This window comes from Streptomyces longisporus (assembly GCF_039532765.1).
Taxonomy (GTDB): domain Bacteria; phylum Actinomycetota; class Actinomycetes; order Streptomycetales; family Streptomycetaceae; genus Streptomyces; species Streptomyces longisporus.
The window spans coordinates 226828-250706 of record NZ_BAAASG010000011.1 but is presented as its reverse complement, the minus strand read 5'-3'; the positions used below and the strand labels follow the sequence as shown (position 1 = coordinate 250706).

General features: G+C 71.6%; 20 protein-coding genes. 13 read left to right on the top strand and 7 right to left on the bottom strand.

Translation table 11 applies throughout. The features are described from left to right. Position 1 precedes the first annotated feature (1 nt). A complete protein-coding gene (locus ABD355_RS23560) occupies positions 2 to 928 on the top strand; it encodes a LysR family transcriptional regulator (protein ID WP_344402552.1) in 927 nt (308 codons plus the stop codon). Here the strand turns inward: ABD355_RS23560 and ABD355_RS23555 are convergent. After that, positions 918 to 1823: an SDR family oxidoreductase gene (locus ABD355_RS23555; RefSeq protein ID WP_344402551.1), complete on the bottom strand. Its 906-nt coding sequence runs from the start codon at positions 1821 to 1823 to the stop codon at positions 918 to 920. The two genes, ABD355_RS23560 and ABD355_RS23555, sit on opposite strands and share 11 nt — an antisense overlap. 129 nt (positions 1824 to 1952) lie before the next feature. Between ABD355_RS23555 and ABD355_RS23550 the strand changes: the two genes are divergently transcribed. The 3 genes from ABD355_RS23550 to ABD355_RS23540 all read left to right on the top strand — a co-directional run bounded on the left by ABD355_RS23550 (position 1953) and on the right by ABD355_RS23540 (position 5082). Then, the gene (locus ABD355_RS23550; protein ID WP_344402550.1) at positions 1953 to 2840 is read left to right on the top strand and encodes a LysR family transcriptional regulator; all 888 of its coding nucleotides are present in this window, start codon (positions 1953 to 1955) and stop codon (positions 2838 to 2840) included. 85 nt (positions 2841 to 2925) lie between these two features. Next, positions 2926 to 4248 carry a sigma-70 family RNA polymerase sigma factor gene (locus ABD355_RS23545; protein WP_344402549.1) on the top strand — a complete coding sequence of 441 codons (1323 nt, stop codon included), beginning with the start codon at positions 2926 to 2928 and terminating at the stop codon, positions 4246 to 4248. Between the two features lie 75 nt (positions 4249 to 4323). Beyond that, positions 4324 to 5082 (top strand): SDR family NAD(P)-dependent oxidoreductase, encoded by a 759-nt coding sequence (locus ABD355_RS23540; RefSeq protein WP_344402979.1) that lies wholly within the window; start codon positions 4324 to 4326, stop codon positions 5080 to 5082. A 62-nt stretch (positions 5083 to 5144) separates the two neighbouring features. On the opposite strand, the gene pepN is transcribed toward ABD355_RS23540, so the two are convergent. Continuing rightward, positions 5145 to 7715: an aminopeptidase N gene (pepN, locus tag ABD355_RS23535; protein WP_344402547.1), complete on the bottom strand. Its 2571-nt coding sequence runs from the start codon at positions 7713 to 7715 to the stop codon at positions 5145 to 5147. Between the two features lie 158 nt (positions 7716 to 7873). Between pepN and ABD355_RS23530 the strand changes: the two genes are divergently transcribed. After that, positions 7874 to 8344, top strand: a complete 471-nt coding sequence (locus ABD355_RS23530) for a DUF1203 domain-containing protein (protein ID WP_344402546.1) — start codon at positions 7874 to 7876, stop codon at positions 8342 to 8344. A 171-nt stretch (positions 8345 to 8515) separates the two neighbouring features. On the opposite strand, the gene ABD355_RS23525 is transcribed toward ABD355_RS23530, so the two are convergent. After that, positions 8516 to 9532 carry an aspartate-semialdehyde dehydrogenase gene (locus ABD355_RS23525; protein ID WP_344402545.1) on the bottom strand — a complete coding sequence of 339 codons (1017 nt, stop codon included), beginning with the start codon at positions 9530 to 9532 and terminating at the stop codon, positions 8516 to 8518. Between the two features lie 307 nt (positions 9533 to 9839). Between ABD355_RS23525 and ABD355_RS23520 the strand changes: the two genes are divergently transcribed. Together ABD355_RS23520 and ABD355_RS23515 are read left to right on the top strand one after the other, a co-directional pair. Continuing rightward, on the top strand, positions 9840 to 10367 hold the full coding sequence (locus ABD355_RS23520) for a sigma-70 family RNA polymerase sigma factor (protein ID WP_115908136.1): 528 nt from the start codon (positions 9840 to 9842) through the stop codon (positions 10365 to 10367). 1 nt (position 10368) lies between these two features. Beyond that, a complete protein-coding gene (locus tag ABD355_RS23515) occupies positions 10369 to 11091 on the top strand; it encodes a hypothetical protein (RefSeq protein WP_344402544.1) in 723 nt (240 codons plus the stop codon). Positions 11092 to 11157: 66 nt separating this feature from the next. Here ABD355_RS23515 and ABD355_RS23510 read toward each other — a convergent pair whose 3' ends face one another. Then, on the bottom strand, positions 11158 to 14460 hold the full coding sequence (locus ABD355_RS23510) for a S8 family serine peptidase (RefSeq protein ID WP_344402543.1): 3303 nt from the start codon (positions 14458 to 14460) through the stop codon (positions 11158 to 11160). A gap of 183 nt (positions 14461 to 14643) precedes the next feature. On the opposite strand from ABD355_RS23510, the gene ABD355_RS23505 reads away from it, so the two are divergent. The 3 genes from ABD355_RS23505 to ABD355_RS23495 all read left to right on the top strand — a co-directional run bounded on the left by ABD355_RS23505 (position 14644) and on the right by ABD355_RS23495 (position 18331). Then, on the top strand, positions 14644 to 15111 hold the full coding sequence (locus tag ABD355_RS23505) for an NUDIX hydrolase (RefSeq protein WP_344402542.1): 468 nt from the start codon (positions 14644 to 14646) through the stop codon (positions 15109 to 15111). A gap of 212 nt (positions 15112 to 15323) precedes the next feature. Beyond that, positions 15324 to 17072 (top strand): TIGR03767 family metallophosphoesterase, encoded by a 1749-nt coding sequence (locus ABD355_RS23500; RefSeq protein WP_344402541.1) that lies wholly within the window; start codon positions 15324 to 15326, stop codon positions 17070 to 17072. 101 nt (positions 17073 to 17173) lie between these two features. Next, positions 17174 to 18331 carry a serine hydrolase domain-containing protein gene (locus ABD355_RS23495; protein ID WP_344402540.1) on the top strand — a complete coding sequence of 386 codons (1158 nt, stop codon included), beginning with the start codon at positions 17174 to 17176 and terminating at the stop codon, positions 18329 to 18331. On the opposite strand, the gene pdxR is transcribed toward ABD355_RS23495, so the two are convergent. Beyond that, entirely contained in the window at positions 18319 to 19737 is a 1419-nt protein-coding gene (gene pdxR / locus ABD355_RS23490; RefSeq protein ID WP_344402539.1) for a MocR-like pyridoxine biosynthesis transcription factor PdxR, read from the bottom strand. The two genes, ABD355_RS23495 and pdxR, sit on opposite strands and share 13 nt — an antisense overlap. A 46-nt stretch (positions 19738 to 19783) precedes the next feature. Between pdxR and ABD355_RS23485 the strand changes: the two genes are divergently transcribed. Beyond that, positions 19784 to 20026 (top strand): hypothetical protein, encoded by a 243-nt coding sequence (locus ABD355_RS23485; RefSeq protein ID WP_344402537.1) that lies wholly within the window; start codon positions 19784 to 19786, stop codon positions 20024 to 20026. Positions 20027 to 20098: 72 nt separating this feature from the next. Beyond that, positions 20099 to 21283: a glycosyltransferase gene (locus ABD355_RS23480; protein WP_344402978.1), complete on the top strand. Its 1185-nt coding sequence runs from the start codon at positions 20099 to 20101 to the stop codon at positions 21281 to 21283. A gap of 164 nt (positions 21284 to 21447) precedes the next feature. On the opposite strand, the gene ABD355_RS23475 is transcribed toward ABD355_RS23480, so the two are convergent. After that, a complete protein-coding gene (locus ABD355_RS23475) occupies positions 21448 to 22662 on the bottom strand; it encodes an MFS transporter (RefSeq protein WP_344402535.1) in 1215 nt (404 codons plus the stop codon). Between the two features lie 65 nt (positions 22663 to 22727). Between ABD355_RS23475 and ABD355_RS23470 the strand changes: the two genes are divergently transcribed. After that, on the top strand, positions 22728 to 23069 hold the full coding sequence (locus tag ABD355_RS23470) for an ArsR/SmtB family transcription factor (protein WP_344402534.1): 342 nt from the start codon (positions 22728 to 22730) through the stop codon (positions 23067 to 23069). Between the two features lie 27 nt (positions 23070 to 23096). On the opposite strand, the gene ABD355_RS23465 is transcribed toward ABD355_RS23470, so the two are convergent. Next, positions 23097 to 23870 (bottom strand): hypothetical protein, encoded by a 774-nt coding sequence (locus ABD355_RS23465; RefSeq protein WP_344402533.1) that lies wholly within the window; start codon positions 23868 to 23870, stop codon positions 23097 to 23099. Positions 23871 to 23879 lie beyond the last annotated feature (9 nt).

Sequence of the window (23879 nt, the reverse complement as noted above, 5' to 3'; positions counted from 1 at the left end):
CATGGTCGAGTGGGACATCCGGAAGCTGCAGATCCTGCGGACGCTCAGGGAGCGGGAGACGGTCACCGCGACCGCCGAGGCGCTGCGGATGACGCCCTCCGCGGTGTCCCAGCAGCTGACCAACCTGGCCAGGCAGCTCGGGGTGCCCCTGCTGGAGGCGCAGGGGCGGCGGGTGCGGCTGACGGACGCGGCGCGGCTGGTGCTGCGGCACGCGGAGGCCGTGTTCGAGCAACTGGAGCGCGCCGACGCCGAGTTGGCGGCCTACACCCAGGGCGAGGCCGGCGAGGTGCGGGTCGGCGCCTTCTCCACGGCCGTACCCGCTCTGGTCGTTCCTGCCGTACGGGCGCTGCGCACCCGGCACCCCGGCGTGAGCGTACGGGTGCGGGAGGCGGAGGCGGGCGAGGCGTACGAGCTGCTGGCCGCAGGCGACGTCGACCTCGCGCTCTCCCTCGCCGCCCAGGCCCCCACCGCCGCCGACCCCCGCTTCACCCGTGTCCCGCTGCTCGCCGACCCCCTGGACCTCGCCCTGCCCCGCGACCACCCGCTCGCCGCCGTCGACGGGCTGCGGCTGGCCGACCTCGCCGGGGAGCCGTGGATCTTCGGCGGCAGCGGGCCCTGGTCGGACATCACGCGCGGGGCCTGCGAGGCGGCCGGGTTCAGCCCCGTGCAGGGCCATTCGGCAGCCGGATGGACGGCGATCCTGGCGATGGTGGAGGCCGGGATGGGGGTGGCGCTGGTGCCCCGCATGGCGGTCGTGGCCAGGGAGGGTGTCGCGATGCGGGAGCTGACGGAGGACCGGCCCCGGCGGCACGTGGTGGCGGCCGTACGGAAAGGGGCCGGGGAGGGGGCGGCCGTGGGGCGGGTGCTCGGGGTGCTGCGGGAGGTGGCGGGGGAGCTTTCCGAGGGGGCGCAGGCCGTCACGCGGTGAAGTAGTGCCCCTCCTCCAGGTCCTCGATCAGACCGGGCCCCGCCGGCTCCCAGCCCAGCCACTTGCGGGTCAGCGTGTTCGAGGCCGGTACGTCGAGGCCGACGACGTGGGCCAGCCAGCCGAAGTGGTCGGGTGCCTCCTCGGCGGTGATGCTCCTGACCGGGACGTCCAGGTGGCTGCCGATGACGGCGGCGATGTCCCGGAACGGGACGCCCTCCTCGCCCACGGCGTGCAGCCGGGTGCCCGCGGGCGCCGACTCCAGGGCGAGGCGGACCAGACGGGCCGCGTCCGTGCGGTGCACGGCGGGCCAGCGGTTGGCGCCGTCACCGACGTAGGCCGCGAAGCCCTTCTCGCGGGCGGTGCCGATCAGCATCGAGACGAAGCCCTTGTCCCCCCGGCCGTGCACCGTCGGGGAGAACCGGACGGCCGCCGACCTCACCCCGCGGTCGGCCAGCGCGACGGCCGCGTCCTCGTTGCGCGCGCGGACCGCCCCGAACGACTCCGGCGGGGCCGTGTCCTCCTCGGTGTTGAGCCTTCCCGGCTGCAGCAGCGCCGTGCCGGAGGACATCACGAAGGGCTTGTCCGAGCCCTCCAGCGCCGCCCCGATCGCCTCGACGGCCCGCAGGTCGGCCGCGCACGCGGCGGCGAAGTCGAAGGTTCCCGAGAAGTCGTGGATGAAGGCGAGGTGGGCGACGGCGTCGGCCGCGGCCGCGCCCTCGGCGAGACCTGCCGGGTCGGCGAGGTCCCCGCGGCGCACCTCGGCTCCGGCGGCCCGCAGCGCCTCCACGGAGGCGTCCGAGCGGGCAAGCCCTGTGACCTGGTGCCCGGCGTCGAGGAGTTCGCGGACGACCGCGGAGCCGATGAAACCGGTCGCGCCCGTGACGAATACACGCATGGTGCAGCCCTTCGAGGGTGGTGAGTGGATGTGCCTCCATCCTCCGAAGGGGACGGCGGCCGCGTCCAAAGCCTGTTCCGCATGGAGCAATACGGTTCGGGCATCACCGCAGGTGAGTAGGCTGGAGCCATGGCTGACCTCGACCTCCGTCTGGTCCGGTACTTCACCGCCGTGGCAGAGCACCGCCACTTCGGGCGTGCCGCCGAGGCCCTGCACATCACCCAGCCGTCCCTCAGCCGGCAGATCGCGGCCCTGGAACACCAGCTGGGCGCCCGGCTGCTGGACCGGACCCCGCGCGGCACGCGGCTCACCGAGGCCGGTGAGGTGTTCCTGCCCCGTGCGAGGGCGCTGCTGGGCGCCGCCGAGCAGGCCGCGGCCGAGGCCCGGGCCGCCGCCGAGCCCAGCCGGTTGACCGTCGGCTTCACCAGCGGCCTGATCGTCACCTCGGCCGTGCGCGAGCTGCGGCGCCGGCATCCGGACGCCGACGTGCGCAGCCGGCATCTGCGCTGGGACGGGGCGCGCGCCGCGCTGCTCGAACGCCGGGTGGACGCCGTGGTCACCCGACTGCCCTTCGCCACCGACCAGTTGGAGGTGACCGTCCTCTACGACGAGCCCAGGGCCGTGGTGGTCCCCGTCGACCACCGCCTGGCCGGCAAGGAGTCCGTCACCGTCGACGACATCGCGGACGAGCCGATGCCCCGGATCACCGGCGCCGACCCCGCCTGGGCGTCCTTCTGGCGCATCGAGCCCCGGCCGGACGGCCGCCCGGTGCCCGACGGGCCCGAGATCCTGGACCTGGAAGACAAGTTCGAGGTCGTCGCCGCCGGGGAGGCCCTGGTCATCACGGCCTACCCGCCCGGCGCCCGCCTGCGCCCCGACGTCACCGCGATCCCGCTGCACGGCGTGGAGCCCAGCCAGGTCGCCCTCGCCACCCGGGCCGGCGACCGCAGCCGTCTGGTGTCCGCGTTCCGCAAGATCGCCCGCACCCACCTCACCCCGCCGTCCGCACCGGCATGACCGCAGGCCCCCCCGGGCCCCCGTATCGCGATAGCGTCACACCGTCCCCGCGTGACGCAATGCCTTCACCACCCCGGAGGTGCCCGTGGTCGCCGACACCTGTGCCAGCTGTGGCAAACCGCTCCCCGCACGGGCGGGCCGCACCGGCCGCAGCTCCCTGTACTGCTCGGCCGCATGCCGGCAGAAGGCGTACCGGGAGCGCCAGGGGACCGGGACGGGGGCCAGTGTGCAGCGCCTGATCGACGACATCGGGCGGCAGGTCCAGGAACTCACACCGCAGCCGCCCTCGGTGCTGTACTCCGGGGTGGCCGACCTGGCGGCCGCCGTGGCGCGGCTGCGGCGGGTCGCCCGGACCGCCCGGGACACCGCGAAGGAACCCCAGGGGCCCGCCGAGCCTTCCGTCACACCGAAGGCCGTTACGGAAATCCCCCTCACCGAAGCCGACTTCGCCACCCTCACCGAGTCCCACCGCCGGGAGATCCACGTCCACTGCTACCGCATGACCGGCTCCTACGACGACGCCGAGGACCTGGTGCAGGAGACGTTCCTGCGGGCCTGGCGGGCCCGGGAGTCCTTCGAGGGGCGCGCCGGTGCCCGCACCTGGCTGTACCGCATCGCCACCAACGCCTGCCTGGACTTCCAGCGCCGCACCGCCCGCCGCCCGCAGCGCTACGAGCCCATCCCCGGCATGAACCACGGCACCGGCGAGGCCCCCGCCCGCATCACCTGGCTGCAGCCCTACCCCGACGACGAGCTGCCCACCGCCGAGGAGGACCGGCCGGACGTCGCCGCCGTCTCCCGCGAGACCCTGGAGCTGGTCTTCCTCGCCGCCATCCAGCACCTCCCGCCCCGCCAGCGGGCCGTACTGATCCTGCGGGACGTGCTCGGCCTGACCGCAGCCGAAACCGCCGAGGCCCTCGACCTGACCGTGGCCTCCGCCAACAGCGCGCTGCAGCGGGCCCGCCCCACCCTCCGCGACCATCTGCCCGGGCAGCGCGCGGAGTGGAGCGCGGGCGAGCCGACGGAAGCCCAGCGCGCCGTGCTGCAGCGGTACATGAGTGCCGCCGAGCAGCTCGACTTCGCCGCGATGACCGACCTGCTCAGCAAGGACGTCACGCTCACCATGCCGCCCAACCCGTTCTGGTTCACCGGCCGGGACGCCCTCGTCGAGTTCCTGCGCCCCACCCTCGACCCCGCGTCCCCCATGTTCTTCGGCCACTGGCGCCATCTGCCCGCCCGCGCCAACGGACAGCTCGCGGCGGGCGGTTACGTCCGCAGACCCGGTACGCACGTCCACCGCGCCCAGGTCCTCGACGTCCTGCGCTTCGACGCCGACGACCGGATCGTGGAGATCACGTCCTTCGAGCCGCACCTCTTCCCGGCCTTCGGGCTGCCACTGCGGCTGTGACGACCGATGAGTGATCGGGGTGCGGTGCGTCTGTACGACCGACCGATACGGAACACCTCCACCGAGGAGATCACCATGCTGCTCACCGACAAGACCGCGATCATCTACGGCGCCGGCGGCTCGATCGGCGGTGCGGTCGCCCGCGCCTTCGCCGCCGAGGGCGCCCGCCTCCACCTGGTCGGACGGACCCGGGAAACGCTGGAGGCCGTGGCCGCCGACATCAAGGACGCCGAGGTCGCCGTCGTGGACGCCCTCGACGAGGCGGCCGTCGAAGAGCACCTCGCGGGCGTCGGGGACGTCGACGTCTCGTTCAACCTCGTCACCCGCGGCGATGTGCAGGGCGCCCCGCTCACCGACATGCCCGTGGACGACTTCCTGCGGCCCGTTCTGGGCGGCGTCCGCGCCAACTTCATCACCGCCCGCGGTGCCGCCCGCCGGATGGCCGAGCGCGGTTCCGGCGTGATCCTCACGCTCAACAGCGGCTCCGCGTACGGCAGTCCGATGATGGGCGGCACGGGACCCGCCGATGCCGCCATCGACGCGCTCGTCCGCAACCTGGCCCTGGAGTGCGGTCCCCGCGGGGTGCGCGCCGTGGGCCTGTGGGCGGCCGGCGTACCCGAGACCTTCACCGTCGAGAAGCTCTCCGCGGTCAACCCGGCCATCGACGAAGCCGCCGTCCGGGGCATCGTCGACAACCTCGCCGGGATGCGCATGACCCGCCGCAATCCGAGCCTCGCCGAGGTCGCCGCCACTGCGGTCTTCCTCGCCTCGGACCACGCGGCCGGCATCACCGGCACGTTCGTCAACGTGACGGGCGGGATGGTCGTGCGGTGAGGAAACGCGGAGGGCGCCCGGTGCGACACCGGGCGCCCTCGTTCTCGTACTTCCGTGTGCGACTACGCCTGCGCGTCCGCGGCCTGCGCCTTCAGTGCCCGCTCCACGCCCGACCGGGACTCCGACACCAGGCGCCGCAGGGCCGCGCTGGGCTCGGCGGAGGCGAGCCAGGCGTCCGTCCGGTCCAGGGTCTCCTGCGAGACCTGGACGGCCGGGTAGAGGCCGACCGCGATCTGCTGGGCGATCTCGTGCGAACGGGAGTCCCAGATGCCCTTGACCACCTCGAAGTACTTCTCGGCGTACGGGGCGAGCAGCTCGCGCTGGTCGGTCTGGACGAAGCCGCCGATGACCGCCTCCTGGACGGCGTTCGGCAGCTTGTCGGATTCCACGACCTGCGCCCAGACCTCCGCCTTCGCCTCCGCGGTCGGCCGGGCGGCACGGGCGCTGGCCGCATGGCGCTCGCCCGCGGCGGTCCTGTCCCGCTCGTACTCGCCGGCGATCTCCGCCTCGTCGTACCGGCCCACCGCGGCCAGCCGCTGCACGAACGCCCAGCGCAGCTCGGTGTCGACGACCAGACCCTCGATCGTCTGCGAACCGTCGAGCAGCGCCTCCAGCAGGTCCAGCTGCTCCGGGGTCCTGGCGGTCGCCGCGAACGCCCGCGCCCAGGCCAGCTGGTGGTCGCTGCCCGGCTCGGCCGCGCGCAGATGGGCCAGCGTGGCGTCGGTCCAGCGGGTGAGCAGGGCCTCACGGGCCGCAGGGTCGGCGTACAGGTCGATCGCCAGCTTCACCTGGCGGTGCAGCGACTGCACGACACCGATGTCGGACTCCTTGCCGATGCCCGACAGGACCAGCGAGAGGTAGTCGCGGGTGGCGAGCTCCGCGTCCCGCGTCATGTCCCAGGCGGAGGCCCAGCACAGGGCACGGGGCAGCGACGACTCGAAGTCGCCCAGGTGCTCGGTCACGAACGCCAGGGACTCCTCGTCGAGACGGACCTTGGCGTACGACAGGTCGTCGTCGTTGAGCAGGACGACGGCCGGGCGGCGCCTGCCCACCAGCTGCGGCACGGCGGTCAGTTCACCGTCGACGTCCAGCTCGATGCGCTCGTCACGCACCAGCTTGCCGCTGTCCTCGTCGAGTTCGTACAGACCCACCGCGATGCGGTGCGGGCGGAGCGTCGGCTCGCCCTTGGCGCCCGCGGGGAGCGCCGGGGCCTCCTGGCGGATGGCGAACGAGGTGACGACACCGGCGGCGTCGGTCTCGATCTCCGGGCGCAGGACGTTGATCCCCGCAGTCTGGAGCCATTTCTCCGACCAGTTCTTCAGATCGCGCCCGGAGGTCTCCTCCAGCGCGCCCAGCAGGTCGGACAGGCGGGTGTTGCCGTACGCGTGACGCTTGAAGTACGCCTGCACACCCCCGAAGAACTCGTCCATGCCGACGTACGCGACCAGCTGCTTCAGGACGCTGGCACCCTTGGCGTAGGTGATGCCGTCGAAGTTGACCAGGACGTCGTCCAGGTCGTTGATCTCGGCCATGATCGGGTGGGTGGAGGGCAGCTGGTCCTGCCGGTAGGCCCACGTCTTCATCGAGTTGGCGAAGGTCGTCCAGGAGTGCGGCCAGCGCGACTCCGGGTGGTACGACTGGCACGCGATCGACGTGTAGGTGGCGAAGGACTCGTTCAGCCACAGGTCGTTCCACCACTCCATGGTGACCAGGTCGCCGAACCACATGTGCGCCAGCTCGTGCAGGATGGTCTCCGCGCGCAGCTCGTACGACGCGTCGGTGACCTTGGAGCGGAACACGTACTGGTCCCGGATGGTCACCGCACCCGCGTTCTCCATCGCGCCCGCGTTGAACTCCGGCACGAACAGCTGGTCGTACTTCTTGAACGGGTACGCGTAGTCGAACTTCTCCTGGAACCACTCGAAGCCCTGCCGGGTGACCTCGAAGATCGCGTCGGAGTCGAGGAACTCGGCGAGCGAGGGCCGGCAGTAGATGCCCAGCGGCACGGACTGCCCGTCCTTCTCGTACACGCTGTGCACGGAGTGGTACGGGCCGACGATCAGCGCCGTGATGTAGCTGGAGATCCGCGGCGTCGGCTCGAAGACCCAGGTGTCGTCCTTGGGCTCGGGCGTCGGCGAGTTGGAGATGACGGTCCAGCCGGAGGGCGCCTTCACCGTGAACTGGAAGGTGGCCTTGAGGTCGGGCTGCTCGAACGACGCGAACACACGGCGGGCGTCCGGGACCTCGAACTGGGTGTAGAGATAAGCCTGTTGGTCCACCGGGTCGATGAAGCGGTGCAGCCCCTCGCCCGTGTTGGTGTACGCGCAGTCGGCGACGACCCGAAGGATGTTACGGCCCTCGAGCAGCCCCGGAAGGGTGATCCGCGAGTCCTTGAAGACCTCGGCGGGGTCGAGGCCGTCCCCGTTCAGCGTCACCTCGTGGACGGTCGGGGCCACCAGGTCGATGAAGGACTCGGCCCCGTTTTCGGCCACGTCGAAGCGCACCGTCGTCACAGACCTGTAGGTGCCGCCCTCCTGCGCGCCGGAGAGGTCGAGATCGATCTCGTACGAGTCAACGGTGAGCAGCTTCGCCCGCTGCTGCGCCTCTTCGCGGGTCAGGTTTGTGCCAGGCACGCGGTCATCTCCTCGTCATGTGTCGGTTCAGCCATCCTTCCACGGGACCGTGGGGAGGGCGACGAGGGTTTTCCCGATGGATCAACCGGTCAGCGCCCCCGGACCGCCACGTCCGAATCCCGCCGGTCCCGCGGCCCTGCCCGCGCCAGCCTGGACGCATGACGACGTACATCGCACGACCCATCGCCCCGTCCGTCCTCAAGGAACTGCGCACCACCGACGACGCGGGCCGTCCGACGGTCCCCGTGGCCGACGACGAGGGCGGTGCCCCGCTGCGCTGCTGTCTGCGCCGCAGCGAGCCGGGGGAGAGGATCGCCCTCGTGTCCTACGCGCCCCTGCGCCGCTGGGCGGCCGAGACGGGCGCCGAGCCCGGGGCCTACGACGAGCAGGGGCCGGTCTTCATCCACGCGGACGAGTGCCCGGGCCCGGACGGCGAGGGCTACCCCTTCGCCAACGCCCACCGCACGGTCCGCCGCTACTCCGCCGAAGGGCACATCCTCGGCGGGGAGCTGGTCGAGGCCCCCGACGACGCGGCCTTCCACAACGCGTTCGACGACCCGTCCGTGGCGCTCGTCCACGTCCGGGCCGTCGAGTACGGCTGTTTCCTCTACGAGGTCAGGCGGCCCTAGGCGGGTCGGGCGAAGCCCGCTGCGGTTCGGCAGCGCCCTGAAGGGGCGCGGGGCCCCGCCGCGTCAGCGGCTGATGTTACAGCCGATATGCGGCTCCGCCGCGTGGGCGCGATCAGCCACGGCGGTGCCGCAGACGATCGACGGCATGTCCCCCCACTTGCAGCGGAGCGCTCAGCCCTTCAGCTCCGCCGCCACCAGCTCCGCGATCTGTACCGCGTTCAGGGCCGCGCCCTTGCGGAGGTTGTCGTTGGAGATGAACAGCGCGAGGCCGTTGTCGACGGTCTCGTCGCGGCGGATGCGGCCGACGTAGGACGGGTCCTGGCCGGCGGCCTCAAGGGGGGTCGGGATCTCGGAGAGCGCGACGCCCGGGGCGCCCGCCAGCAGCTCCGTCGCGCGCTCCGGGGAGATCGGGCGGGCGAAGCGGGCGTTGACCTGGAGGGAGTGGCCGGAGAAGACCGGGACGCGGACGCAGGTGCCGGAGACCTTGAGCTCGGGGATCTCCAGGATCTTGCGGGACTCGTGGCGGAGCTTCTGCTCCTCGTCCGTCTCGTTCAGACCGTCCTCGACGAGGTTGCCCGCGAAGGGCAGCACGTTGAAGGCGATGGGGCGCTTGTAGACGCCCGGCTCCGGGAAGTCGACCGCCGAGCCGTCGTGCGTCAGCTTGTCCGCGTCGGCGACGACCTTCTGGGCCTGGCCGTGCAGCTCCGCCACGCCCGCGAGACCCGAGCCGGACACCGCCTGGTAGGTGGCGACGACCAGCGCCTCAAGGCCCGCCTCCGCGTGCAGCACCTTCAGGACCGGCATCGCGGCCATCGTCGTGCAGTTCGGGTTGGCGATGATGCCCTTGGGGCGGTCCGCGACCGCGTGCGGGTTCACCTCGGAGACGACCAGCGGGACCTCGGGGTCCTTGCGCCAGGCCGAGGAGTTGTCGATCACGACGGGGCCCTGCGCGGCGACCTTCTCGGCCAGCGCCTTCGAGGTCGCGCCGCCCGCGGAGAACAGCACGATGTCCAGGCCGGTGTAGTCGGCGGTCGCCGCGTCCTCCACCGTCACACCGTCCAGCTCCGTCCCCGCCGAGCGGGCCGAGGCGAACAGGCGCAGCTCGGTCACGGGGAAGTCGCGCTCCTTGAGGATCCTGCGCATGACCGTGCCGACCTGCCCGGTGGCTCCGACGATTCCGACCCTCACGGCGACTCCTTCTGCGTGTTCCTGTATGTCTGCGGCGTTTCCATCATGCGGCCGACCCGGGTCCGCCTGTCCAATTCTTTGCGCTCCATGCCCGAAGCCTGGGACGCCGCGCCACGAACAACAGTTGCGGAACTCCGCCTCCACCCCCGCTGAGCTGGAGAAATTCGCTCTACGACGGCCCGGTACCGCAAGCTGTGCTGGCCGCGCGCGCCGGTGTGACGTACACCTCTGCACGATTCCCCGCGGCCGGGCCGAACGTTTCCGTCGGCTCCGGCGTCGTAGAGGAAACGCGGTGAGGGGGTGGCTTGTGCTGCGCAGAAAGGCCCGCCGTGGCCAGGGAGACGATCATGGCGATCCTCTGGACGCGGCTCAGGAACGCCGGGTGCGGGCGGTGCTCGCACTGGGCGGGGTGCCGCAGACGGACCTGCCGGACGGGGTGCAGCAGGTCCGTCTGCGGCTGCTGGAGCGGGCGGCGAAGGGGTACGAGGCCCCGCGCGACGTCTCGGCGTGGGCGGCCGTCGTCGCCTCCAACCTGGCGATGGACTGGCACCGCGCCAAGAAGCGGCAGGAGCGGATCGGCGAGCGGCTCGCCTCCCTGCGCCAGCTGGAGCACCCGTCCGGAGAGGACACCAGCGTGCTCTCCCTGGCCGTCGCCCAGGGCCTCGACGAGCTCCCCGACTCCCAGCGCCAGGTCCTCGTCCTGCGCTTCTACGCCGACCTGCCCGTCCGCTCGATAGCCGACGAGCTCGGCATCCCCGAGGGCACGGTCAAGAGCAGGCTGCACACGGCGGTACGGGCACTGCGCGCCCGCCTGCACGAGGACGAGGTGGTGTGAGATGACCGCCGAACACAACAGCGTGGACGCGCTGATGGCCGCGATCACCGGCGAGGAACTGCCCGAGGAGGCCCGCACGGACGCCGGCCTCGCCGCCGAGCACATCAGGGCGAGGGCCGATGTGGCGCTGCTGCGGCAGCAGCTCGGGATCATCGGGGACGCGCTGGCCGAGGATCCGCGCCCCGAGCGGACGGCCGCTGCGGCACGGACCCCCCGGGACTGGCGCCGGGCGCGCAGGTTCGCCTTCGGCTCGCTCGCCGTGGCCGCCGTCGCGACCGTGCTGTCGGGGCTGGGCTGGCTGGTGGTGCAGGCCGGCGGCGGCACCGGCAGCATGTCCGGCGGCAGCGCCGACTCGGCCTCTAGGGCGGACGGGAACGCCAAGACCCGCTCGGCCTTCTCCAGCCCCGGCTACCTCGCCTGCACCCGCCTGGTCGCCGAGGGCGAGGTGACGGCGGTGCAGCCGGTCCCCGGGACCGCCGGGCAGGAGCGGATCACCCTGGGCGTGACCCGCTCGTACAAGCCGGAGAAGTCCGGGAAGGAGATCACCCTGCTGATCGAGGACGAGACCCTCCGCAAGGCCCTCCACAAGGGCGACCACGTCCTGGTGGCCGTCCCGCCGCAGTCCACCGTCCCGGACCAGGTGATCGTCGGCGAGAAGTCGATCGCCCGTGAACGCGCCGGGCTCACCCGGGCGCTGCCCGAATCGGCCGAGGTCACCTGCTGACGTGGCCCGCTGACGGAAAAGGGCGGGCGCCCGTACGGACGCCCGCCCTCACCGCCGTACCACCGGCTACGGAGTGACCTTCTCGATCTTCACGCTGCCGGTGCCCGCGGCCGTGCCGCGTGCGTTCACCAGCTGGACCTGGCCGAAGAACTCACGGCCCTCAGGAGCGGCCGCCGCGGCGGTGACGCTGCCGGAGACGGTCGCCGACTCGCCCGTGCCGAGCTTCACCGGCGCCGACCCGTCGACGGTGACGGTGCCCAGGGACGCGGAGAAGAAGACGTCCCGGTAGTCGTACGCGGTGGAGCCGGACGGGACCGAGTAGCCCGCGACCTCGACGGTGTACGTGCCGGCGGCGGGCGAGGCGATGGAGACCGCCTCCTCCGAGTCGCCGTCGGCGGACTGGCCCACGACCGTGCCGGCCGCGTTCTTCACCACCAGGTCGAGGTCGGCGGAGGCGTCCGAGACGTTGCCGATGGCGACGTCCAGCGACTTGGCGCCCGCGGGCACCTCGACCGTGGTGGTCTGCGTCTCGCCCTCCTTGATGGTCGGGCGGGCCGTCTTCGACGAGCCGAGCGGGCCGCCGACCAGCTTGCCGTCGAGCGCGGCGAGCTGGTTCGTCACCTTCCAGGAGACGGCGGCCGGAGTACCGACCTTCGCCTCGGGAACGGTCACGGTCTGCGGGTCGAAGGCCGCACCGAGGACGGCGACGTCCAGCTTGTACGGGTTGTCGAGCAGCGGCGAGGTACGGCGCGACTCGACCTCGATCTCCCAGACACCGGCCTGCGGGTCCGCGTACGCACGCACATCGGGCTTGCAGCCGTTGCCGTCGAGGTAGTTCGGGTAGCAGTACGGGGTGCCGGTGTTGTCGACCGGAGTGCCGTACGGGTGGATGGCGATGAACCGGGTCTGGCTCTTGTCCTTCAGCCCGCCGATGGCGACCTCGAGGGACTTGGCGCCCGCGGGCACGGTCACGAAGTACGACTGCGTGCTGTTGCGCTGCACCGTGTTCGAGGCCGTGAAGGTGTACTTCACCGGCGACGAGACCACGACCGTGGCGAGGATCTGCTTGTCGACGCCCTCGGTGCTCGGGTCGTCGACGTCGAGGATCGCGCTCTTGATGCCCGCGGACCTCGGGTTCGCCTGCACCTTGACGGTGACCGGCTGGTTCAGCGGCAGCTTCACCTCGTCCTTGCCGACGATACGGAAGGTGTCACCGGCGTTGTTCTCGATGCTCAGGTCGTGCCGGAGCGCCTTGGCGGAGCCGGAGGTCCGGGTGATCGTGACGTCGTACGTCTTCCTGTCACCCGCCTTGAGGCCGCCCTCGCGGTCGTACAGGCCGGTGCCGAAGCCCGGCGTCTTCAGCGCCTGGTCGAGCGCGGTGTCGACCGGGGCCTTCACGACGTAGTCAGAAGGCACAGTGTCGTTCGCGGTGGCGCCGTCACGGATCGCGTCCCAGGCGTCGACGACGTCGATGCGGCCCGCGCCCTCCTCGTAGGCCTGAACGCCCTTGATGTGATGGGCGGTCGAGGTGAGGGCCGTGCGCAGGGTGGCGGGCTTGAGCTCGATGCCCTTCTGCTTGGCGGCCGACAGGAGCAGCGCGCTCGCGCCCGTGGCCTGCGGGGAGGCCATGGACGTGCCCTGCAGCATGGAGTAGCCGGCCGGCAGCGAGTAGCCCGACTCGGCGACCGGGGAGCCCGGCAGCCAGGTCTGGGTGGTGTTGATCGCGGCGCCCGGCGCCACGAGGGTCGGCGTGAAGCCGCCGTCCTCACGCGGACCGCGGGAGGAGAAGGGCATCATCGCGTACTTCTTGTCCACGACCGAGCCGTAGTTGGACGCCCAGGTCGCCTTGGAGATGGCGGCGCCCACGGAGATCACCTTGTCGGCCAGCCCCGGGTCGCCGATGGTGTTCGCGCCCGGGCCGGAGTTGCCCGCCGAGATCACCAGCTGCACGCCGTAGGTGTCGATGAGCCGCGTGTACAGCTCGGCGCGCGCGTTGTTGCCGTCGTTGAGCGCCGGCAGACCGCCGATGGACATGTTGACGATGTCGACACCGCGGTTCACGACCAGGTCGATCATGCCCTCGGTGAGCGCGACGTTGGTGCAGCCGCCGGTCCAGGTGCAGGCACGGGAGGAGACGATCTTCGCGCCGGGGGCCGCGCCGTTCATCTTCCCGCCGAACAGGCCGTTGCCGGCGGTGATGCCGGCGACGTGCGTGCCGTGCTCGGACTCGATGACGCCGATGTTGACGAAGTCGGCCTTCTTGCCGACCCAGTCACCGCCGTACGGGTCCATCGGCACGTCCTTGCGGATCTGCACGACGAACGGCTGGCGCTCCACGACGTCGGTCGACGGGTCGTCGGTCCCGAAGTAGCCGATCTGATAGCCGTCCTTGTACGGCTTCATCGGCGTGTCGTCGCTGAAGTCGTAGTTGTTGTTCAGGTCGACGCGGACGGTGCCGGCGGCGGCGTCGTACAGGACGCCCCACTTGTCGGTCGTGTCCCCGTCGCGGTTCGCGTCGCCCTTCGCGTCGCCGCCCGCGGTGGCGGACTCGCTGAAGGTGCTGATCTGGTACGACCCGGCGGGCGCCGTCCAGGCCTTTCCACCGTAGGTGAAGGTGGGCCCGGAGACCGAGGTCACCATCGGGCGCCAGGTGGCGTCGCTGTCGACGATCGGGTCGGTCGCCGTCACCCAGTCGACGATCTTCCGCTCACCGGTGGTGGTCTTCTGCAGCGCCGGGTGACCGAGGTCGACACCGGAGTCCAGGATGCCGATGGTGACGCCGCGGCCGTCCGCCTTCGGGTGGTCCTTCACGAAGTCGACGGCGCCCGTCTCGAAGGACGGGTTGTACGGGTTCTCGGCGGGCGTGTTCTTGTCCGGGGCGGGGTAACCGACCGTTCGCTTCGCCGACTTGGAGCCGCCCGTCGCGCTCGGGTCGTCCAGCGGTATCTCCTTGCGCAGGTCGATGCCGTGCACGGAGGAGAGCTTCGCGGCGGCGGCGATGGCCGCGTCCGCCTTCGCGGTGGGGACGGTGGCGCGGACGTAACCGAGCTTGTCGTACGTCCGGCCGACCGAGCCGCCCTTGACCGCGTCCAGCTCCCCGGCGACCTGCTCGGTCTGCCCAGGGGCGGTGGCGATCATCATCGTGACGTTCTTGTCGCCGTCGGCCTTGGCCTCGGCGAGCAGGTCCGCGTCGTCGGAACCGAGCTTGTCCTGCGCGGACTTGACGCTGCCGTCCGAGGGGGCGGTGGAGCCCGGGGACGGCGCGTCGGCGGAGAAGGCCATGGGTATCGGCCCGGCCGCGGAGAGCGCGGCGACAAGACCGGCGGCCACGGCTATTCGGGCCACGGGTCTCAGGGGGGTGAGGGTCATCGGCATCCCTAGGAGTGAAGATTTTCAGTGCCGGACGAGCGCACAGCTTTACCCAAGGGACAGTTGTTTGGGAAGTGTTGACCGAAACGATATGGACGTATGGGGAAAACCCCCGATTCTCTTTACACGGATGAGTCCCCAATAGTGCTGAATGAACCGGCGATGCCGGACTAACGTCCCCACGTGCGCAGGAAACTGAGGGTGGCGGCCTACGCCCTGTGCGTCCGTGACGACCAGCTCCTCCTGTCCCGCGGGATCGACGGCCGGGGCCGCCCCGAGTGGACCCTGCCCGGCGGAGGCGTGGAACACGGAGAGGACCCCTATGACGCCGCCGTCAGGGAGGTGGAGGAGGAGACCGGCTACCACGTGGACCTCACCGCCCTCCTGGGCGTGGACTCGATCCGCCTCACCACCCGGCGCCGCCTCGGACGGTCCGTCGACCGTCATGGCATCCGACTGGTGTACGAGGGCCGGGTGACCGGTGGCGAACTCCGCCACGAGATCGGCGGCTCGACGGACATGGCGGCCTGGCATCCCCTGGAGACGGTGGCCGGCCTGCCGCGGGTCGCACTGGTCGACGTGGGTCTTGCGCTCTGGCGGGAGCGGCCCGCGGCGGGGCGGGTGAACTCCTTTCAGTACCCAGCAACATGAACGCGGAGTGACCGCCCCCGGGCCGCCCGAAGAGCGATCGTGAACGCACAGGGTGGCCCAAGATCCACGTACGGTGATCGGCGTTGCCCGTTGCCGCCTCGTTCACCAGCAGGTCATTCCCGGTGCCAACCATCCAGTACGAGCGGGTTGTTCGCGACAGCGAAACAGCCCGCGACCACTGCCGACGCGTTGCCACTCGGGGAGATCGCGCCATGTCGCGCATACGCTCTGTCGCCGCCACCAGCCCGGCGATCAACCGCCGTACCGTCCTCGCCGCCACCGGCGCGGCGGCCGTCTCCGCAGGCGTCGGATACGCCCTGCGGCCCACCGACAGCCAGGCCGCCACCGACACCACCCGGGTCGTGGCGCAGTCCCGCAGGGCGCCGGCCGCCCCCCTCGCGCCCTACACCAAGGGCACCACCCTCGCCACGGTCGCCGCCCCGCGCAACTCCTCCGGCTTCCGCCGCCTCGGCGACGGCCCCGGCTGGTCCCGCGTCGTGCGCAGCGAGCTCGCCGCCCCCAAGTCGGGCCGCGCCGGCCGCCGTACCGCGCTCGCCTCGTTCGTGCAGCTCACCGATCTGCACCTGACCGACGTCCAGCACCCGTCGCGCCTGGAGTGCCTGCGCTCCACCGACAAGGGCGCCTGGCGCCCGCACGAGGCGCTGACCGTGCAGGGCGCGATCTCGCTGGTCGAGCGGATCAACGCGCTGCGCGGCGCCCCCGTCACCGGCACCCCGCTGCACTTCGCGATGACCACCGGCGACAACACGGACAACAACGCCAAGTCCGAGCTCGAGTGGTACATGAAGATCATGAGCGGCGGCCGGATGACCCCCAACTCGGGTGACCCGCGGCACTACGAGGGCGTCCAGAACAGCGGCCTCAAGCTGTACTGGCAGCCCGAATCCACGGTCCGCGACGGCGACAAGCAGCTCGGCTTCCCGCATCTGCAGGGCTTCCTGGCCGCCGCGATCCGCGAGGTGCAGAGCCCCGGCCTGAACCTGCCCTGGTACTCCACGGTCGGCAACCACGACGCCCTGCCGCTCGGCTGCTTCGGCCATGGCGACTCCTGGCTCGCCGAGTACGCGGTCGGCGGCAAGAAGCTGATGTCGCTGTCCGCCGCCGAGGGGAAGAAGCTGCAGGACGCCATCAGGGCGAACAAGGACCCCAAGGGCACGGCCTACCGGGACCTGCTCAAGGCCCACGCGCGCGACATGCGCTCGGTCACCGCGGACGAGAGCCGGGCCCCGTTCACCCAGGCCGACTACCTCAGGGCCCACCTCGACCCGGCCTACCGCGGCAACGGCCCGGTCGGCCACGGCTACTCCACCGCCAACCTCGACGCGGGCACGCAGTACTACACCTTCCGCATCGCCGACGACGTCATCGGCATCAGCATCGACACCACCGACCCGGGCGGCCACTACAACGGCTCCATCGGCACGGCCCAGTTGAACTGGCTCGACAAGCAGCTGCGGGACAACAAGGACTCGCACGTCATCGTCTTCAGCCACCACACCAGCCAGTCCATGGCGAACACCTCGAACGTGGACCCGGCCCACCCGAACGAACGCCGGCACAACGGCCAGGAGGTCGTCGCCCTCCTCGGCAGCCACGCCAACGTCCTGGCCTGGGTGAACGGCCACATCCACCGCAACTACATCACGCCGCACAAGGGCTCCGGCGGCCACTCCTTCTGGGAGATCTCCACCGCGTCCCACGTGGACTACCCGCAGCTGGCGCGCGTCATCGAGATCACCGACAACAAGGACGGCACGCTCTCCCTGTTCACCACCCTCGTCGAGTCCGCGGCCCCGCACCGCACGGACTTCGCCGACCTCACCCAGACGGGCCTGGCCGCCCTCTACCGCGAGCTGTCGTACAACGTCCCCGACCGCACCGCGATGCTCGCCGGCGACCCGAACGACCGCAACACGGAACTGGTGCTCAAGAAGGGCTGAAAGCGGCTCAACCGGCTCGCGGTGCATCAACCCCCGCACCGCGGGCCGGGTCTGTCTCCCCCGACCGAGCTCGGCGACGAGCGAGCGAGATGGGGGAAGACATGACCGTACGTACGACTCTGGTGGCGGCCACCGCGGTGGCGCTGTCCGTCGCCCTGGCCGGCCCCGCCCTTGCGGCGGGGCCCACCGGCACCGGAGCCCATGACGCGACCCGCAGAGCGATCGAAGCCGTGGTAGAGGACGGCATTCCAGGCGTCACGGCGACCGCGAAGGACGCCCACGGCACCTGGTCGACGACCGCCGGGGTGGGCAACCTCCGTACCGGCAAGCCGCGTTCGGCCGAGGACCGCTTCCGGGCGGGCAGCATCACGATGACGTTCGTCGCGACGGTGGTGCTGCAGCTGGAGGCCGAGGGCCGGCTGTCGCTTGACGACACGGTGGAGAAGTGGCTGCCGGGCGCGGTCCACGGCCACGGCCACGACGGCAGCCGGATCACCGTCCGCCAGATCCTGAACCACACCAGCGGCATCTACGACTACACCGACGACGAGACGTTCGAACGGTGGTACTTCAGCAAGGACGGCTTCAACAAGCACCGGTACGACCGCTGGACCCCCGAGGCCGAACTGGCGGTCGCCATGCGCCACAAGCCGCTCTTCGAGCCCGGCGCCTCCTGGAGCTACTCCAACACGAACTTCCTGCTGGCCGCGATGGTGGTCGAGAAGGTCACCGGCCATCCGTACGGCGAGGAGGTCCGCCGGCGGATCATCGACCCGCTCCACCTGACCGGCACCTCGGTCCCCGGAAACCGGGTCACCCTCCCGCAGCCCAGCAGCCGTACCTACTCCAAACTCGCGGACTCCACGACCGGCCCGACCTACGACGTCACGACCGTGAACCCCGCCCTGGCGTACGGTTCGGGCGAGCTGATCTCCGACACCTCCGACCTGAACCGCTTCTTCAAGGCCCTGCTCACCGGCCGACTGCTGCCGCCCGCGCAGCTGAAGGAGATGAAGACCACGGTCAAGTCCGACGTCCTGCCGAACGCCGGCTACGGCCTCGGCCTCATCGACCGCAGGCTCAGCTGCGGCGTCCACGTCTGGGGCCACGCGGGCGGCATCTTCGGCTCGATCTCGGAGGCGGTGACGACGGCGGACGGCCGCCACTCGCTGTCCTTCAACCTCAACGGGGACTGGACGGACGTGGCACACACCCAGGCGGTGATCGAGGCGGAGTTCTGCGGCGGTCAGGACCGCTGACGGCACGCGTCGATCGCCTCGCGCAGCCGGGCGACCGCCTCCTGGACCGCGCCGTCCGCGAGGTTGCCGTACCCGAGGACCAGGCCGTGGTCGGCGTGGTCCTCGGTGGCGTGGTAGGCGGCGAGGTCCGCCACGCGCAGCGAACGGGCCGCCGCCGCCCGGACCACGGCCGCCGGGTCCGCGGCGGCGGGCAGCCGCAGAAGGAGATGGAGACCGGCCGCGACACCCGAGACCGGGGCGTACGGCAGCCGGTCGGCGAGCGCCCGGACGAGGGTGTCGCGGCGGTCGCGGTAGCGCTTCCGGCAGGCGCGCAGATGGCGGTCGTAGGCGCCTGATTCCAGCAGGTCGGCGAAGGCCAGCTGGTCGAGGGGCGGGGGCTGGGTCGCCGTCTGGTCGGTCCTGTGCAGGTGTTCGGTCCAGCGGGCGGGCGCCACGATCCATCCGATGCCGAGCGCGGGGGAGAGGATCTTGCTGAGCGACTTGAACAGGACGACCCGGGAAGGGTCCATGCCCTGCAGGCTCGCGACCGGCCGGCGGTCGTAGCGGAACTCGGCGTCGTAGTCGTCCTCCAGTACGACGCCGTCCACCTCGCGGGCCCAGTGCAGCAGGGCCGCGCGCCGTTCCGGGGCGAGCACGGTGCCCAGCGGGAACTGGTGCGCCGGGGACGCCAGCACGGCCCTCAGCCCGGGGTGTCCGGCGAGCTCGTCGGTGCGCAGGCCGGCACTGTCCACGCGGACCGGTACGACGTCCAGGCCCGCGGCGCGGATCACCTCGCGCAGCCGGGTCCAGCCCGGTTCCTCGACTCCGACGGCGGTGATGCCGCGGGCGCGCAGGGCCCGGCAGAAGCGGCGCACCCCGTCGGTCACGCTCGTGCACACCGTCACGTCCTGGGGGCTCGCGGAGACGCCGCGGGAGCGGGCCAGGTACTCGGCGAGGAGCCGTCTGAGCCGGGGATGGCCGCCGGGCGGCGGGTAGCCGAACTCCGTGAACGCCACCGTCGTCGTCTGCGCGCGGACGGCGTCGGCCCAGCGGCGCCGCGGGAACGCCCGCAGGTCCGGCAGGCCCGGGGCCAGGTCGTAGCGGGCCGCCGGAGCCTGCTGCGGCGCGCGCCGCGCGGAGCGGTCGCTGTCGCTGTTCGACCAGCGCACCCGGGTCGCGGAGCCGGTCCGGGCCTCCAGATAGCCCTCGGCGACCAGCTGGCCGTACGCCTCGGTCACCGCCCAGCGCGAACAGCCGAGGTCGGCGGCGAGCTGCCGGCTGGGCGGCAGGGCGGTGCCCACCTCGATCCGGCCGTCCCTGATCGCCGAACGCAGTGCCCGCTTCACCCGCTCGTGCAGCGGCCCGTCGGCGGCCTGCCCGAGGTGGAGCAGGAGATCGCCCGCCGGATTGGTCCGTGATTTCCGCATGCCATTGGACGGTAGCAGCGAGCCATTTCTCAGTAGCTTCGAGTGCATGAAGGACGTACACGAAACCCACCAGTTGTTCCGCGGAGTCTTCGAGGACTGGCAGACCAAGGCGGGCGTCCTGTCGGCGACACCGGACGCACCGGTCGTGACGGACGACTCCGCGCCCGTGCGGCGCGTGCTGCGACGGTTGCGGGCCCGCTTCGAAAGACCACCCGGTAATTCAGCCGACTCGGACACGAGACGCCTAGTTCATCCGTACGAAACGTCCATGCCGCCTCATATCGGCTAACCCGCACTTCACGGGGGATGGCTCGATTTGTGCAAGGCGGGTGGTCGTATGCCCACGAGGCGCGGACTGCACGTGCTCTCGGTCTACGAGGGTTTCTTCTCCGGCGGGGCCCGGATCGTTCACAGTGACGTCGTACTCGGACTTCAGGAGGGTGACCAGCAGCATCGCGTGCTGAGCCTCCACGGCGAGGTGCACCGGGAGGCAACCCGGCAGCGGATGGAGGACGACGCCTGCTACCGGTCGCTGACCGCGGCGGGCGTGGGCGTCACCTCCCTGGGCCGGGTCTTCCCCGTAAGCGGTGATCCGGTCGGCTTCACCGGGCCGGAACTGGCCGACACCGCGCGGGCGACGGCGGACGCGGACGTGATCCTTTCACTGAAGGAGCAGCCGCTGCGCCTCCTGAACCAGGCGGGCCTGCCGCGCCGCCCCGTCGTGGTCTGTCTGCACCGGTCCGACCCGGAGAACCAGGGGGCGGCCCTCGACGAGCTGAAGGCCGCCATCGCCGACGGCAGGGTGGTGGCGTGCGTGTGCTGCGCGGAGTCGACGCGCGCGGCGTACCAGGCGGCGGGGATCCCGGCCGAGCTGCTGCACGTCATCCCGAACGGCGTGGACCTGCTGCGCTTCCGGCCCGACGCGGCCCGGCGGCTGGCACTGCGGGCCTCCCTGCAGATCCCGGCCGCGGCGCCGGTGGTCGTCTTCGCGGCCCGGTACGACGCGATGAAGAACGTCCCGCTGTTCCTGCGGGCGGCACGGGTGTGGCTGGAGCGGGAGCCCGACGGGCATGTGCTGATGTGCGGCGCGGGCATGACACCGGCGAACCCGGGCCTGGAGGCGGACATCGAGACCGCGTTCGGACCGCAGCAGACCCTGACGGACCGCGTCCACCTGCTCGGCGTCCGACACGACATGGAATCCGTGTACGCCGGTGCCGACGTCGTCGCGCTGACCTCCGCCTGGGGCGAGGCGGCCCCGCTGTGCCTGGTCGAGGGCATGATGTGCGGCGCGGTACCGGTCGCCACCGACGTCGGCGACAGCGCGGCGATCGTGGCGGGCCACGGCTTCGTCACCCCGCCCGACCCGGCGGCGATCGCCCGGGCCTGGACGGAGGCGGCAGCCTCCCGCACCGCCCTCACCCCGTCCCTCACCGCGAGCCGCGAGCGCTTCAGCCGCACCCGCATGATCGCCTCCTACGCCACCCTCCTCGACTGGGTCGCCGCGGGCGCCACCGCAAGGCCGGCCCTTCCGGGGCCGCGGTAGTCCTCCGCCGCCCCGCAGGGGTTCGCAGGCCCAGGCTCTCGGCCTGAACGGCCTCGTCCTCAAACGCCGGACGGGCTGAGAACTCAGCCTCTCCGGCGTTTGAGGAGCGGGGGCCCGGGGGCCGGTCCCCGTGGCGGGGCCAGAACGACGCTTGTCGCTGCCGTTCACTCCACGCGAGTCGTCCCCCGTGCGGCCGTCGGCGCCGCCTCGGTCGCCGGACCGGCGACGTGAGCCGCCGGCAGGACCTGGCGCACGCTTACCAGTGCTGCCAGGGCGATCGCGGCCGCGACCGCGGGTACTCCGGCCGCGCCTGCCGTGGACAGGGTCAGGCCGCCGAGGGCTCCGGCGACCGCGACGCCCAGGAACTGGGCGGAGAAGTGCAGGCCGAGAGCCTGGGAGCGCTGCTCGGGGGCGAGTCCGGCCAGGCGGGTCTGCTGGCTGATGCCGCCCGACCACCAGGCCAGGCCGAAGGCGAAGAGGAGGGGGAAGGCGATGACTCGGGCAGTGGTCGGGATGTGAGCGATGGTCAGGAGTGTCAGGACCGCCAGGAATCCGGCGATGAGCAGCAGCACCGTGCGCAGCACCTTCGCCAGCGCGTGCTTCTTCAGCACCGAGCCGATGAGGCGCCCGCCCGTGAAGCCGCCCGCGCCGAACACGACCATCAGTGCCGCAACTCCCGTACTGCCCAGACCGGTTGCCCGGTGCGCGATCGGGGACAGATACGTGTACATCGTGTACGCCGCGAGGAAGAGACCGAAGGTCGTCACCAGGCCCCAGCGGACGGGCCCCCGGCGCAGCAGGTTCAGACGCCCCGCCGTCGCACCCGCCGTGCCGGGCACGTCCGGCAGCCAGGCCAGCACGGACAGGGCGGTGACGAGCGCCAGCGCGGCCACGAAGGCGAACGACGCCCTCCAGCCCAGCGCCGCGCCCACCACCGTTCCGATGGGGGCGCCGAGCGTGAGGGCGACCGCGTTGCCGCCGGCCGTGACGGCGATCGCGCGCGGCAGTTCCTCCGGTTTGCTCAGCGCCGCCGCGGCGGCCGCCGCCGGCGCCGCGAACAGCGCCGCGCCCAGCGCCGCAAGGACACGCGCCACGGCCAGCGTCGCGATGTCGGGGGCGACGGCGGCGAGCACATTGGCCGCTGCGAAACCCACCGCGGCCCAGATCAGGAGCCGTTTGAGGGGGACGTGCTGGAACTGGCCGATCAGAGGCGGCCCGGCGATCGCATAGACCAGGGCGAAGACCGTGACCATCTGCCCGCACACGGACACCGTCGAGTGGAGGTCGTGGGCCACGTCGGGGAGCACCCCGGCGATCACGTATCCCTCGGTGCCCACCGTGAAGGTGCCAAGGGCTAAGAGGTAGATCCTTGGATTCATGGTCCAACGGTACAAGAGTCGTTGAACCTTTGGAAGACGGAGTCTCTGGCAGTAGGGTCGACGTCATGCGGGACAGATTTCATGCCGAACTGGCCAACGTCACCCTGGCCGAGGCGATGCACGGGCTGAGCGATCCACTGCGCCTGCGTATTGTCGCGCTGCTCGCCGAGCGCGGCGAGACCGAGTGCTCGGTGATCTACAACGACCTGGGCATCAGCAAGTCGAACGCCTCGCACCACTTCCGGGTCCTCAGGGAGTGCGGGCTCATCTGGCGCAGCCACCAGGGCCAGCAGCAGAGCGCCCGGCTGCGGGCCGACGAGTTCGAGGAGCGCTTCCCCGGGCTGCTGCCCGCCGTCGTCAAGAACATCGCCGAGACCACGGGAGAGGGCGGGGACGGCGAACAGTGACGTCCGCCGCCCCCGCCCGGGCGCCGCTCAGCCGAGGAACACGTTCCCGAGGCTGAGCCCCGTGTACGTGTCCCGCATCGTGATCACGTCACCCTCGCGCAGCTCGGTCCCGTCCTTGTGCGAACTGATGCACGACCCCAGCAACAGGTACACGACCGTGCCCGCCTCGAACAGGCCGCGCCGGCGCAGCAGCAGCCGTTCCAGGACGCGCGGGGAGTAGAGCATCTCCCGCCTGCCGAGGGCCCCTCGGCGCTCCCACACGGCCGTGCCCTCGCGGCTGATCGACGCGGTGACCTCGCTGGACGGCGGCACTTCGGCCAGCACCACCTCGGCGGCCACCGACGTCGGCTGGAGCTTCGACAGGTTCGCCAGATTGCGGCGCGCGTGCCGCAGGCCCGCGTCGGAGAAGTCGTTGGCCAGCGTGAAGCCGAGGTAGACCGGGTCGCCCTCCTTGTTCACGCAGTACACGGCGCAGTACTCGACCTCGATGCCGCCGCCGGTCAGCGGCACCGGACTGGAGAGCGGGTCCCCGTCGGTGCGCAGCAGCTCACCGGTTCCCTTGTAGTAGAAGTCCAGCCTCCCCTTCTCCACCGCCGCCCCGTTCACCACGGCGTGGGTGTAGCCGAAGCTGTAGACGGCGGCCCGGGAGCGCTCCTCGGGCAGGAAGGGGACCGTGCCGGGAGGCGACGGCCGCTCCTCCTGCCCGGCGAGGCCCTCCAGGTACTCCGGCCAGGACAGGCCGCTGTCGGCGTAACCGACCGCGAGTTCGTATGTGCCGGCGACTTTCCGGATCGTGGTCATCTTCACTCA

Excerpts from the sequence above, each read along its gene's own strand:
- ABD355_RS23560 (WP_344402552.1), top strand. The coding sequence starts at position 2 with ATGGTCGAGTGGGACATCCGGAAGCTGCAGATCCTGCGGACGCTCAGG.
- ABD355_RS23555 (WP_344402551.1), bottom strand. The coding sequence starts at position 1,823 with ATGCGTGTATTCGTCACGGGCGCGACCGGTTTCATCGGCTCCGCGGTC.
- ABD355_RS23550 (WP_344402550.1), top strand. The coding sequence starts at position 1,953 with ATGGCTGACCTCGACCTCCGTCTGGTCCGGTACTTCACCGCCGTGGCA.
- ABD355_RS23540 (WP_344402979.1), top strand. The coding sequence starts at position 4,324 with ATGCTGCTCACCGACAAGACCGCGATCATCTACGGCGCCGGCGGCTCG.
- ABD355_RS23530 (WP_344402546.1), top strand. The coding sequence starts at position 7,874 with ATGACGACGTACATCGCACGACCCATCGCCCCGTCCGTCCTCAAGGAA.
- ABD355_RS23515 (WP_344402544.1), top strand. The coding sequence starts at position 10,369 with ATGACCGCCGAACACAACAGCGTGGACGCGCTGATGGCCGCGATCACC.
- ABD355_RS23510 (WP_344402543.1), bottom strand. The coding sequence starts at position 14,460 with ATGACCCTCACCCCCCTGAGACCCGTGGCCCGAATAGCCGTGGCCGCC.
- ABD355_RS23500 (WP_344402541.1), top strand. The coding sequence starts at position 15,324 with ATGTCGCGCATACGCTCTGTCGCCGCCACCAGCCCGGCGATCAACCGC.
- ABD355_RS23495 (WP_344402540.1), top strand. The coding sequence starts at position 17,174 with ATGACCGTACGTACGACTCTGGTGGCGGCCACCGCGGTGGCGCTGTCC.
- pdxR (WP_344402539.1), bottom strand. The coding sequence starts at position 19,737 with ATGCGGAAATCACGGACCAATCCGGCGGGCGATCTCCTGCTCCACCTC.
- ABD355_RS23485 (WP_344402537.1), top strand. The coding sequence starts at position 19,784 with ATGAAGGACGTACACGAAACCCACCAGTTGTTCCGCGGAGTCTTCGAG.
- ABD355_RS23475 (WP_344402535.1), bottom strand. The coding sequence starts at position 22,662 with ATGAATCCAAGGATCTACCTCTTAGCCCTTGGCACCTTCACGGTGGGC.
- ABD355_RS23470 (WP_344402534.1), top strand. The coding sequence starts at position 22,728 with ATGCGGGACAGATTTCATGCCGAACTGGCCAACGTCACCCTGGCCGAG.
- ABD355_RS23465 (WP_344402533.1), bottom strand. The coding sequence starts at position 23,870 with ATGACCACGATCCGGAAAGTCGCCGGCACATACGAACTCGCGGTCGGT.